General features: G+C 71.7%; 11 protein-coding genes and 1 pseudogene. 4 read left to right on the plus strand and 8 right to left on the minus strand.

The features are described from left to right. The first annotated feature begins 265 nt into the window (after window positions 1–265). Window positions 266–1213: an ATP-dependent DNA ligase gene (locus ACZ4N5_RS37500; RefSeq protein WP_467761559.1), complete on the plus strand. Its 948-nt coding sequence runs from the start codon at window positions 266–268 to the stop codon at window positions 1211–1213. A 215-nt stretch (window positions 1214–1428) separates the two neighbouring features. Here the strand turns inward: ACZ4N5_RS37500 and ACZ4N5_RS37505 are convergent, their stop codons facing one another. From ACZ4N5_RS37505 to ACZ4N5_RS37520, 4 genes are all read right to left on the minus strand, one after another. Continuing rightward, window positions 1429–1797: a DUF6479 family protein gene (locus ACZ4N5_RS37505; RefSeq protein ID WP_355857818.1), complete on the minus strand. Its 369-nt coding sequence runs from the start codon at window positions 1795–1797 to the stop codon at window positions 1429–1431. Window positions 1798–1944: 147 nt separating this feature from the next. After that, on the minus strand, window positions 1945–2763 hold the full coding sequence (locus tag ACZ4N5_RS37510; protein WP_467761488.1) for a methyltransferase domain-containing protein: 819 nt from the start codon (window positions 2761–2763) through the stop codon (window positions 1945–1947). Window positions 2764–2811: 48 nt separating this feature from the next. Further along, window positions 2812–4146, minus strand: coding sequence for an MFS transporter (locus ACZ4N5_RS37515; protein WP_467761489.1), 1335 nt, complete (start codon window positions 4144–4146; stop codon window positions 2812–2814). Between the two features lie 135 nt (window positions 4147–4281). After that, a complete protein-coding gene (locus tag ACZ4N5_RS37520; protein WP_467761490.1) occupies window positions 4282–4893 on the minus strand; it encodes a LysE/ArgO family amino acid transporter in 612 nt (203 codons plus the stop codon). 66 nt (window positions 4894–4959) lie between these two features. Between ACZ4N5_RS37520 and ACZ4N5_RS37525 the strand changes: the two genes are divergently transcribed. Further along, window positions 4960–5880, plus strand: a complete 921-nt coding sequence (locus ACZ4N5_RS37525) for a LysR family transcriptional regulator ArgP (protein WP_467761491.1) — start codon at window positions 4960–4962, stop codon at window positions 5878–5880. A gap of 190 nt (window positions 5881–6070) precedes the next feature. Next, window positions 6071–8611, plus strand: a complete 2541-nt coding sequence (locus tag ACZ4N5_RS37530) for a SpoIIE family protein phosphatase (RefSeq protein ID WP_467761492.1) — start codon at window positions 6071–6073, stop codon at window positions 8609–8611. A 61-nt stretch (window positions 8612–8672) separates the two neighbouring features. On the opposite strand, the gene ACZ4N5_RS37535 is transcribed toward ACZ4N5_RS37530, so the two are convergent. Both ACZ4N5_RS37535 and ACZ4N5_RS37540 read right to left on the minus strand, forming a co-directional pair. Beyond that, window positions 8673–9659 carry an aldo/keto reductase gene (locus ACZ4N5_RS37535; protein ID WP_467761493.1) on the minus strand — a complete coding sequence of 329 codons (987 nt, stop codon included), beginning with the start codon at window positions 9657–9659 and terminating at the stop codon, window positions 8673–8675. Between the two features lie 71 nt (window positions 9660–9730). Further along, window positions 9731–10396 (minus strand): NUDIX domain-containing protein, encoded by a 666-nt coding sequence (locus tag ACZ4N5_RS37540; protein WP_467761494.1) that lies wholly within the window; start codon window positions 10394–10396, stop codon window positions 9731–9733. Window positions 10397–10503: 107 nt separating this feature from the next. On the opposite strand from ACZ4N5_RS37540, the gene ACZ4N5_RS37545 reads away from it, so the two are divergent. Next, window positions 10504–10857, plus strand: a complete 354-nt coding sequence (locus ACZ4N5_RS37545) for a hypothetical protein (RefSeq protein ID WP_467761495.1) — start codon at window positions 10504–10506, stop codon at window positions 10855–10857. 29 nt (window positions 10858–10886) lie between these two features. On the opposite strand, the pseudogene ACZ4N5_RS37550 reads toward ACZ4N5_RS37545, so the two are convergent. Both ACZ4N5_RS37550 and ACZ4N5_RS37555 read right to left on the minus strand, forming a co-directional pair. Beyond that, window positions 10887–11192 (minus strand): annotated as a pseudogene (locus ACZ4N5_RS37550) (glycoside hydrolase family 16 protein); the annotation flags it as partial. Window positions 11193–11288: 96 nt separating this feature from the next. Continuing rightward, on the minus strand, window positions 11289–12170 hold the full coding sequence (locus ACZ4N5_RS37555; protein WP_467761496.1) for a universal stress protein: 882 nt from the start codon (window positions 12168–12170) through the stop codon (window positions 11289–11291). Window positions 12171–12269: the final 99 nt, after the last annotated feature.

A 12269-nucleotide genomic window follows, 5' to 3' on the forward strand; every position in this document is an offset into this window, starting at 1 on the left:
GGCTGCACACCTACAATCACCACCGCGGACACACCGCGCTCGCAGGCAAACCACCCGCCAGCCGCGTCCCCAACCTCACAGGGCAATACAGCTAGGGCCTGTCCGACCATTCCCGCCGGGCCCGATCCGACGTGAATGGTCGGACAGGCCCTGGACACCCACGGCGCGGCCGATCAGGGGAAACAGGCGTCCGTGAAGCGTGTGCCGTCGGCGGAGGGTCGACACAACAGCTGTGAACCTGCCGAACCTGCCGCTGATCGCCCCGATGCTCGCGACCCCCGGAACCCTGCCGGCCTCCGGACAGGACATGCGCTGGGCGTACGAGACGAAACAGGACGGTCAGCGTGCCGTGGTCTATCTGCCCGGGGACGGCAGCGTGCTGCTGCGGGCCCGCTCCGGCGAGGACATCACCGCCGCGTACCCAGAACTGGGGGCCCTCGGCGGCGTTCTCGGCACGACCGCGGCGGTCCTGGACGGCGAGGTGCTGGTACTGGACGAACAGGGCCGGGGCGACTTCCAGCTGCTGCAGTCCCGGATGGGCCTCGCCCGGTCGCCGGGCAAGGCCGCTCGGCGCGCGGATGAAGCACCCGCCCATCTCGTCCTGTTCGACGTGATGCATCTCGGGGGCGATCTCACGGGCCTGCGCTATGCGCGGCGGCGGCAGACGTTGGAGAGCCTCGCCCTCGACGGCCCGTTCTGGTCGACACCGGCGGCACTCGTGGGCCACGGAGAAGCGGCACTGCGGGCGACGCGGGAGAGCGGTCTTGAGGGGCTGGTCTGCAAACGGCTGGACTCGGTGTACGAGCCCGGCGTGCGCTCACGGTCCTGGATCAAGATCCGCAACATGAGGACCGTGGACGTTCTCGTCGGCGGCTGGGTCCCTGGGAAGGGGCGCCTGTCGGGACTGCCCGGCGCCGTGCTCCTGGGCCAGCGCGACGCCGGAAGACTGCGCTATGTCGGGAGCGTGGGCACCGGCTGGAGCGAGGCCGAGCGCGCCGAACTCGCCCGACTCCTGCGGGCCGCGGAGACCGGCCGCTGCCCTTTCGACAGTCTCCCGCGTGCTGCCGAGGCGCGCTGGGTGCTGCCCCGGCTGGTGGGCGAGGTCCGCTACAGCACCCGTACCCGGGCCGGACTGCTGCGCCAGCCGTCATGGCTGCGGCTGCGTCCCGACCTCGCTCCGGAGGACTCGGCGGCCGATCTCCCGGAAGCGTGACGTGAGTCCGAGCCCCGTGGGCCCTGCGTCGGGAACTGGCTTCCTGCACGCCATGCGGAGAGCGCCGGCCTCCCGTGCGACATGCGCGGGGCATCGGCCTCCCGTGCGACATCCGCGGGCGTCGGCCTCCCGCGCCCCGGCCGCGGGGCGCCGACCGCCCGTGCGGGACGTGAAGGAGCCGACCGCTCGCGGCGGTCGGCTCCTTCGCGTCCCGGTCAGGTTCTGCCGGGTCCGCCGCTGCCGAAGGACCCGCTGGATCCCGGTTGCCAGCGCTTGCGATGCTGGTCGTCGGCGTGTTTGGTGCTCGCGGAGTGCATGTTGTACGGCATCAGCCGCTCGCTCTCGTCCGCGGCGTGCGGAACCTCGTCGGGTTCCCGCATCTCCCGTTCCTCGTGCACCGCCCCGCCGTCGGGCAGCCGGGGCTGCTCTTCGGGAGTGGGCGGGCGCGATTCCAGGTTTCGCACCCTGATGCCCATCCGGACGGCCCAGACGAGCGCACCGGCGATGATGAGGCCGCCGATGAAGGCGGCGCCCGCGTTGAGCGTCGAACTTGCTGCGATCAGATCATGGCTCGCGGTGTACATGGTGTTCGCGTACCCCCAATACCAGGGGAAATCTGCGTACTAGTCCGTCAGCGACGGCCATTCCATTGTATTCCGGATCATTCCGGACGGTACGACGCGACCATGAACCGGATCATTCCGGACGGTACGACGCCACCATGAACCGGATCATTCCGGACGGTGTGCCACGGCTCCGAACATCGTCACGGACATGTGCAGACCGCCCTGTCGCGCCGCCTCCGTGAGTTCCTCGTACAGGCGGTCGCGCTGTGTCTCGCCGATGAGTCCACGGCGCAGCGCCGAATCGCCCAGCATGCGGATGAGCGGCCAGGCGACCGATTTGTGATCCTGGAGCAGGGCCTGCGACCCACGGTCGTCGACCACCAGGCCGGCGGCCGTCAGCCGTCCCACCAGCTTGCGTCCGGAGTACGGGTCGGCGGCCGCGGACAGCGCGCCGGTGGTGAGAGCGGCGATCGTCTCGGGGTCACCGGGGTGCAGGATCGTGGTCGCCCAGTCGGTGTCCAGCAGGGCGACCCGCCCGCCGGGGCGCAGCACACGCGCTATCTCGAAGACGGCCTTCTCCGGCTCGACGAGGTGCTGGAGCACTCGCTCGCACCACACCACGTCGACGGTGGCGTCGGGCAGCGGCAGGGCGAGGGCGTCACCGTCGGCGAAGCGCGCGGCACTGCGCTCCTCGGTCCCGCGCTGTTCCGCCACGGCGCGCAGGCCGGGGTTCGGTTCGATGCCGAGCACCCTGCCCCGGGGACCCACGGCGGCCGCGAGACGCCGGGTCTGCGAGCCGGTGCCCGCGCCGATGTCGAGCGCCCGCTCTCCGGGCCGTACGGCCAGAGCCGCGTGCGCCCAGGAACGCAGGCGTTGTACACCGTCGTTGACGTCCTGAGCATCCAGGGCGCCCACCAGACGGGCGGTGCTGTCCGCGCTGATGTTCTGCGCGTGGAATTCCGAGGTAGGTCGCGTGTCCCCCATGGCGGTCACTTTAGAACCACGAAGGTCCATTCCGCTTCAGATCACTATTCAGATTGTGTAACGCCTCAGAGCCGGTGTGACAAAAGCGAGCGCAAGCACCGCGACGATCACCAGAAGCCCGCCGGCGGCGACCGCGGCGGGTGCCCCGAACGCCGAGCCGGCCGTGCCGTGCAGGACGTCGGCGACGCGCGGGCCGCCCACGACGACGACCGTGAACACGCCCTGGAGCCGCCCGCGCATCTCGTCGGTGGCGGCGGACAGCAGGATCGCGCCGCGGAAGACCATGGAGACCATGTCGGCGACCCCGGCCACGGCCAGGAAGGCCACGGCGACCCACAGGCTGGCGCTGAGCCCGAACCCGGTGATGGCCGCACCCCAGGCCGCGACGGAGACGATGACCATCAGGCCGTGCCGCCGGGCGCGGGAGAAAGTGCCCGACATCAGCCCGCCGAGGACCGCGCCGATGGGGATCGCCGCGAACAGCAGCCCGAGCGCGAGTCCCTCGCCGTACGGGGCGTACGTCTCGGCGGCGAGCTGCGGGAACAGCGCGCGGGGCATGCCGAGGACCATGGCGATGATGTCGGCGAGGAAGGACAGCAGCAGCACCTTGTGCAGGGCGATGTAGCGGAAGCCGGCCACCACTTCGCGCAGGCCCGCCCGCTGGGAGGCCGCCCCGGCGAGGGGTGGCAGCGCGGGGAGCCGCAGGACGGCCCACACGGTGACGCACAGGGCGAGGGCGTCGATCAGATAGAGCTCGGGCAGCCCGATGAGGGGAATGAGCGCACCGGCGAGCATCGGCCCGGCCACGGAGCCGGTCTGCATGACGGTCGCGCCGAGCGCGTTGGCCGCGGGCAGCTCGTCCGCCGGGACGAGCCGGGCGATGGACGCGCTGCGCGCCGGGGAGTTGAGGCCGAAGAACGCCTGCTGGACGGCGAGCAGGACCATCAGGACGAGCACCGAATCCAGTTCGGTGGCTGCCTGGACCCAGAAGAGCAGCGAGGTGACGGCTATGCCGGTGTTGGTGACGAGCAGCAGCTTGCGGCGGTCCACGCTGTCGGCGATCGCGCCGCCCCACAGGGCGAAGACCACCAGGGGCAGCAGGCCGGCGAGGCTCGCGTAGCCGACCCAGGCCGAGGAGCCGGTGATGTCGTAGATCTGCTTGGGCACGGCGACGGCGGTGAGCTGGCTGCCCACGGACGTGACGGCCGTCGACGACCACAGCCGACGGTAGGCGGGGCGGCGCAGCGGCCGGGTGTCCATGGCCCAGCGGCGCCATCCGGAACGGTCGGGCCGCTCGGCTTCCGCGCTCCCGTCGGACGCGGCGGCGCCACTGTCCGTACTGCTCTGGCTCGTGTCCACGCTCATCCTGGTTGCTCGATACATCTTTCGATTCGGGGATCACTATGACCGAGCGTGAGCGGCTTGTGTCCCCCGGGGGACCGGATTGGTGCGCAGGGCGTCCAGCGCCGAGCGCTCGCAGGCCGCCCTGTACGGCGGCCCAGGGCGGTGTACGGCGGCTCAGGCGCCGGCGATCAGCGTGGCGCCCATCGCGATCATCGTCGTGGCCACCAGTCCGTCCAGCACGCGCCAGGACGCCGGCCGGGCCAGGAAGCGGCCCAGCAGCCGGGCACCGAACCCGAGAGCCGCGAACCAGCACAGACTGGCGAGGGCCGCGCCGAGCCCGAACGTCCAGCGCAGCGATCCGCGGTCGGCCGCGAGCGAGCCGAGCAGGAACACGGTGTCGAGGTAGACGTGCGGGTTGAGCCAGGTCAGGGCGAGGCAGGTGAGGACGGCGCGGCGCCAGGAGCCGGGGGACACGGTCGCCGCCCGGAGGGCCGAGGGCTTCAGCACCCGCCGGGCGGCGAGGACCCCGTAGACGATGAGGAAACAGCCGCCGACCAGCGCGACCGCGGTGAGCGCGGCGGGCCAGGCCACCACCACCGCGCCGACCCCGCCGACCCCGAGCGCGATGAGCAGCGCGTCGGACAGGGCGCAGATGCCCACCACGGCGAGGACGGCGTCCCGGCGGATGCCCTGGCGCAGCACGAAGGCGTTCTGGGCGCCGATGGCGACGATGAGGGAGAGGCCGGTGCCGAATCCGGCGACCGCGGTGGTGAGGGCGTCTGTCATGGCTTCGACGCTAGAAAGCGGATCGCCCGGAGTACAGCTAAAGATTCTTACGTAACATTAGCGTTCATGATGGCGGAACTTCCCCTCGACCAGGTGCGCACCCTGCTCGCGGTGGTCGACGAGGGCACCTTCGACGCGGCGGCCACGGTGCTCCATGTGACGCCCTCGGCGGTGAGCCAGCGGGTCAAGTCACTCGAACAGCGCACCGGCCGGGTCCTGCTGATGCGGACGAAGCCGGTGCGGGCGACCGAGTCCGGCGAGATCGTGGTGCGTTTCGCCCGCCGACTCGCCCGGCTGGAGCGGGACGCGCACGCCGAACTCGGCATGTCCGGGTCCGGGGAGCCCACCCGACTGTCGATCGCGGTGAACGCCGACTCGCTGGCGACCTGGTTCCTGCCGGCCCTCGCCCGTGTGCCGCCAGAACTCCGGCTCTGTTTCGAACTGCGCCGCGAGGACGAGGACCACACCGCCGCCCTGCTGCGCGAGGGAACGGTGATGGCGGCCGTGACGTCGTCGCCCGACCCGGTGGCCGGCTGCTCCGTCCGCGCCCTCGGGCGGATGCGCTATCTGCCGGTGGCGAGCCCCGGCTGCGTCGAACAGTGGCTCGGCACCACGACCGGCACACCCCTGCGCGAGGTGATCGGCTCCGCCCCGGTGGTGGCCTTCGACCGCAACGACGACTTCCAGGACGATTTCGTCCGCGCCCTCGCCGGCGGTCCGGGAGCGAGCGCGCTGCGCCACTTCGTCCCGACGTCGGAAGGCTTCGTCGACGCCGTGGTGGCCGGAATGGGCTGGGGCATGGTGCCCGAGGTCCAGGCCGAACCGCTGCTGCGCGCCGGAAGGCTGGTCCACCTCGTACCGGGCCGGGGCGTCGACGTTCCGCTGTTCTGGCAGCAGTGGAAGCTCGACTTCCCCGCGCTCGGCGCGATGGCCGAGGCCGTGGCGGCCGTCGCCGCCGAGACGCTGGCGCGTGGACCGGCGTCCTGAATCGCTCGCTTCCGGACAGCTCCCGAACCACGCCCGAGCCGGTATCTTCGCGCTGGGCACATTCGGGCGAGGCCGGGAAGAATGGCCTCACGTCCTGGTGCCGCGGAGGACGTCGAGGTGCGGTCAGCGACCTGAGAGGCGCATTCTTGCTGTGTTACCCCCTTGGCGGCGGGCGGACGAGGGCAGACCGATGACAGGGAGCGCCGAGCGTGAGGGCCAGGCGCTGGACAGCCTGGCCGTCCTGCTCAGTGACGCGGTGACGGACGCGATCCGGGCCGCCCGCGGCTTCGCGGGAGGTGTGTATCTGCGCTCCCGCACCCCCGGTCTGCTGCGCCTCGCGGTGCTCGCGGGGTTGCCGGGCCCCCTCTTCCGCCCCTGGTGGCGCATGCACATGGACAGGCCGTTTCCGGTCGCGGACGCCCATCGGCTCGGGGTGGAGGTGCTGCTCGCCGATCCGGCGGAGACGATGCGCCGCTATCCGCAGCTCGCGGCCGGGCTGCCGTTCCAGTTCGGTTCGCTCTACTTGCCGGTCGTGGGCGACTCCACCCCGTACGGCGTCCTCACGGTGCTGCGTCCGCCGGCCTCGGACGCCACAGAGGTCCTCCCGGACCGCGACCGGATGACGGCGGTGGCGGAGGAGCTCGGAGCCGCCCTGGCGTTGCTGGAGAAGGACGGGTCCCCGGTCCTGTGGGACGCCGAACCGCTGGGAACGCGCCCGCCCGCCGACGGCCCGTCCACCCGCTGCGTCGGCGGCTTCACCTGGGATCCGAGCGACAACGCGCTGATCGCGGACGACGCCCTGTGGGCGCTGCTCGGGATCCCCCAGGAGGACTTCGACGGCACCCCCGAGGCCTTCGCGGACGCGCTGGCCCACGACGAACCCAGGCTGTTGCTGGCCGCCCTGCGCGAGACCGCCGCCGGCCGTCCGCCGCCCCATCCGATGCCGGTACGCACCGGCGGTGGCGGGCTCCGGCTCCTTGAACTGTGGACCGCGGGGGGAGCGGACGTACCGCCGTACCGGGTCAGCGGCGCGCTCGTCGACCCGGGACCGGGGCCGGCGGCGGACGGAGCGGCCGACCAGCTCCCGGAGGGCGTCTTCGCGATCGACCGGCTCGGGCAGATCACCTATGCCAATCCCCGCGCCGCCGCACTGCTCGGCCGCCCGCGCGGCGAGCTGCTGGGGCGGCTGCTGTGGGATGTGGTGCCGTGGATGGACCACCCCGCGTACGAGGATCATCTGCGCAGTGCGCTGCTCTCGCCGGACCCGGTGCACTTCCGGGCCCGGAGCCCGCTGGAGAGCGGAACCGAGACGTCTCCGGGCCAGGGGGCGGGAACCTGGCTGAGTATCTCCGTCTATCCCGGACCCAGGGGTGTGACCTGCAAGATCATGCCTCTGGGACGGGCCGCGGAGGCCACCGGGAACGCTCCGTTCGAGGCCGAGGCGGCGCAGGCCGTACGGGCCGACCTCGAAGAACCCGACACCGGTGTCACGGGCGCGGCACCGCAGTACCGGCCCATCGTCCTCGCGATAGCGCTGACCGAGGCCGTGACGGCGCGGCAGGTTTCCGAGGTGGTGATGCGCGAGCTGCTGCCCGCGTTCGGCAGCCGCCGTCTCGCAATCTATCTGCTCCAGGACCGCCGGCTCTATCTGGCCTGGGAGACCGGCTTCCCGCAGGGGTTCCTCGCCCCCTTCGACGGCGTGGGCCTGGACGCCAAACTGCCCGGGGTCGAGACGCTCACCAGCGGCCGGCCGCTCTTCTTCGAGTCGATGCAACAGCTGGCCGCCGCTTATCCGGGCATCGACCTGGACGCCACGGTCGGGGCCCGTGCCTTCCTTCCGCTGATCGCTTCCGGACGCCCGGTCGGCTCGTGCATCCTCGGGTTCGACCGGCCCCGCACCTTCACCACCGAGGAACGTACGGTCCTCACCGCGCTCGCCGGCCTGATCGCGCAGTCCCTGGAACGGGCGCGGCGCTACGACAACGAGTCCGCGCTCGCCCGCGGGCTCCAGGAGGCCCTGCTGCCGCACCGCCTGTCGGCGCACCCTCTGGTGCAGACGGCGGGCCGCTATCTGCCGGGCACCGTCGGCATGGACGTGGGCGGCGACTGGTACGACGTCGTCGAGGCCGGCGACGGGCTCGCCCTCGTCATCGGCGACGTACAGGGGCACGGTGTCCAGGCCGCCGCCACCATGGGTCAACTGCGCAGCGCGGTACGGGCGTTCGCCCTCGGAGACCATCCTCCGGACGAGGTGATGAGCGGCACCAACCGGCTGCTCATCGACCTCGACCCGGGCCAGTTCGCGAGTTGCTGCTATGTCCGGCTGAACCCGCTGACCGGTGTCGCGCAGGCCGCGCGGGCCGGCCATCCGCAGCCGCTGCTGCGCCATCCCGACGGCCGCACGGAGGTCCTGGACCTGCCCGGCGGTGTCGTGCTCGGTGTGGACCCGCAGGCCGACTATCCCGTGACGGACCTGGTGCTGGAGCCCGGGGCCGTGCTGGCCCTCTACACCGACGGCCTGGTCGAGCGGCCCGGCACGGACATCGACGAGGGGATCGAGGCACTTCGCGCGACGCTGGCCGAGGCCGGCCCCTCACGTCGCCTCAGATCGGGCGGACCCTCCTTGTCCCGCGCCGCCGATCTGCTCACCGCGGAGGCACGGCAGGCCAACGAGCGCCCCGACGACATCGCCCTGCTGCTCACCACCCGCCGGACGCCCCGTGGGCGGTGAACACCGGTAGCGGGAGTCGTCCGGATCGCCCGCCCGCCGGCCGTGCCGGGCTCGAAGGCTGTCAGTGGGCCGCGTCCAGGCGGGCCCGCTGGTCCGGGGTCAGTTCCAGGTCCACCGCCGCCAGGTTCTCCTCCAGCTGGGCCACCGAGGAGGCACCGGCCAGCGGGATCACCGACCGCTCGCCGCCGATCTGCCACGCCAGCACGACCTGGTTGAGGGTCGCTCCCGCCTCCTTCGCCACCTCCTGGAGCACGGAGAGGCGGGTGGCGTTTCCCGGGTGGTCGTAGTCGGACGGCAGCGGCCTGTCACGCCGTCCGTACCCGCCGCCCAGCAGCGGCGAGTAGGCGACCAGGGTCAGGCCGGGCTCGGCCCCCAGGTAGCTGACGAGTTCACCGGTCGCCGCTCCGAGGCCGCCCTCCGGGAAGAGGCCGCTCGGAATGTCGGAGCGGGGGCGCAGGAGGCTGTGGTGGTACTGGAGGACCTCGTAGCCGGGCAGTCCGGCCGCGGCGGCCAGGGCGCGGGCCCGCTCCACGCGCCAGACGGCGTGGTTGCTCACCCCGAGCAGTCCGACGGCGCCTTCCGCGACGAGTTCGGCGAACGCCCCGACGGTCTCGCCAGGTGCGACGGTGCGGTCCTCGATGTGCGCGTACAGCAGATCGATCTTCTCCACGCCGAGGCGTTCCCGGCTCCGCTCGGACGCCTCGCGGATCACCTTGGCGGACAGGCCCTCGGGGTTGTCGACGTAGTCGGTGCCGGGGGCCAGCGGCCGTGCGCCGAGCTTGGTCGCGAGGACGATCTCGTCGCCGATGCCCCGGCTGCGCCGCCAGCGTCCGAGCAGTTCCTCGCTCTGGCCGCCCTGGCCGCCGTCGGTCCAGAAGGCGTAGTTGTCGGACGTGTCGATGAAGTTGCCGCCTGCCTCGACATAGCGGTCGAGTACGGCGAAGGAGGTCTTCTCGTCGGTCAGTGAGCCGAACAGCATCGCGCCGAGCGCGAGCACGCTCACCTCACGGCGGGTCCTCGGGTCCGTGCCGATCGTGCGGTAGCGCATGGTGTCCCTCCCGTTCGGGCCCGAAGTCCCCGGGCCTGAACGGGAGTCTGGAACCTGAAGTGCCCTCCAAGTCAAGCCTTCTTGAACGGGCCCTCCAGAGCGGCCCACTGCAACAGCATGATGGTCTTGGCGTCGGCGATCTCCCCGGCGCGCACCATCGCCAGGGCGTCGCGGAAGGGCAGTTCGACCATTTCGATGTCCTCGCCCTCCGAGTCGAGTCCGCCGCCCTCATGGGTGCGGGTGGACGGGCCGTAGGAGGCGGCGTAGAAACTCACCCGCTCGGTGACCGAACCCGGACTCATATAGACGTCGAAGACGTGCTCGACGGCGCCGACGGTGTGCCCGGTCTCCTCGATGACCTCACGCCGTACGGCGACCTCGGGGTGCTCGTCCGCCTCGTCGAGGAGGCCGCCCGGCGTCTCGATCAGCATGCCGTCCGGGTGCCCGTTGACGTACACGGGATAGCGGAACTGCCTGGTCAGCAGCACGGTTTCCCGCTCGGCGTCGTACAGCAGGAGGGTCGCTCCGTTGCCGCGGTCATGGGTCTCGCGCTCCTGGGTGCTCCAGCTTCCGTCGGCGAGCTGGAGGTCGAAGGTGGTGGTGCGCTCCACGTACCAGTGGCAGGACAGGAGTTGGACGTCGCGGATCTTGACCCGTGGGTTGCCGGTGAGGTCTCGGCCCACCCGGTCGAGTCCGGTGCGGCCACGGCGGTCGGGGGTGTCGATGCCCGCTGTCATCGCTCGGCGGCCCGGCGGGCGCGGGAGATGTCGTTCATGGTCACTGTCTACCATCCCGAGACCAAGATCCCTGTCACAGCGGGGCTTCGCCCGTTTAGGCTCACGGCATGGAACAGACGGAGATCATCCTGCGCGCCATCGGCGTGCTCACCGAGACCAACGCCATGGTGCGCAGGATCGCCCAGGACGAGGAGGCCGGGGTCGAGTCGGCCGAGAACAACCTGGGCGCGCTCGTCACCGAGGTGTTCCCGCGCGTCGAGGTGCCCGGCGACGCCGGCCCGGCGGAGGCCGGGCAGGCGGTCGCGGACGCCTATCTGCCCGCCGCCATCTCCCTGGTGGGCGCCTTCGCGTTCCTCTTCTCCGAACTCGCCGACCTCCACGACTCCGGACGGACCGACGTCAAGACGGCCGATCTCCTCCAGGATCTCGCGCTGCGGATGTCCCGGGCCGACAACGGCTAGCTCCCACGTCCGGCCCGGGTCATCTCACGTCACCGCTTCTGCTCGACGCGCACCCAGTCGATCTCGGCCTGGACTCCCCCGGCCGCCACCCGGTCGACGCTCGACCGGGGCAGCCCCCAGTAGGGCGTGGTGACCTTGTTCCAGCCCGCCGGACAGGTGCCGCCGAGGGGGAGGTTGAGGACGACGTACTGGTTGTGGTCGAAGACCCACTGACCCCGGGTCGACTCCATCTTGTTGCGGGTCGTCTCCTGGACCAGGGCGTCGTCGACGTAGAAGCGCATCGTCGTCGGGGTCCACTCCACGGCGTACGTGTGCCACTGGTCGGCGCGGCCACAGTTCACGTCAAGATTGCTCGCACCCGGCCTCGACGCCGGTCGTGCCTTCGGGAGTTGAACGCGGCCGGCGGTGCGCCGGCCGCGTTCCGAGGGTCCTCAGGAGTGCGGAACCACCGCCACCGGGCAGGGCGCGTGGTGCATCACCGCGTGGGCCACCGACCCGATCCGTGCGCCCACCGCGGAGCGGAAGGCCCGGCGCCCGACGACCATCAGCTGGGCCCGCTCGGAGAGTGACAGCAGCACCTGGCCCGCGCTGCCCATCTCGATGTGCTGAGTGACGGGCACCTCGGGAAAGCGTTCGCGCCAGGGCTGGAGCGCCTCGGCCAGCGCCTTCCTCTCGTACGGCTCAAGCCCGCCGACCTCGTCCAGCATCTTCAGCGAGCCAGGGCTGTAGGCGAACACCGGCGGCAGACTCCAGGCCCGTACGGCCCGCACCGCCGCACCACGGACCGCCGCGGTCTCGAACGCGAAACGGAGCGTGGCCTCACCGTCCTCAGGACCGCCCTGGTGGCCCACGACGATCTCCCGGCCACCCGCTTCCCCTTCGGGACGGTCCTCCGAGCGCACCAGCACGACCGGACAGGGCGTCTCGGAGATCACCCGCTGTCCGACGGAACCGAGCAGGAAGCCGACGAACGCGCCGTAGCCGCGCGACCCGAGGACCAGTGTCCCGGTCTCGGCCGCGACGCCCAGCAGCGCCTCGACCACATCACCTTCGACGGAGTCGATCACGTCGACCGTCACCGGCAGGTCGCCGTGCCGGGCGGTGACCGTGCGCGCCGCGTCCTCGATCATGCCGCGCACCCAGCGTGCCTGGTCCTCCCGGTCACCACCACCGACCATGTCGTGCGGCGGCCAGTGCCAGGCGTACACCACCCGCAGGGGCACACCCCGGCGGACGGCCTCCCGGCCCGCCCAGGCCAGCGCCGCCCTGCTCTCGGGTGATCCGTCCACGCCCACGGCGATCGGGTGGGTCATGCGCCTGCCTTCCGTCGCCGGCCCGTCTGTCCGGCCGGGTGCTCGTCCATCCTGACCAGTCCAGTGTCCGCCACCGGCACCGGTGAACCCGCAGACCGG

This window comes from Streptomyces sp. NPDC026500 (assembly GCF_055567635.1).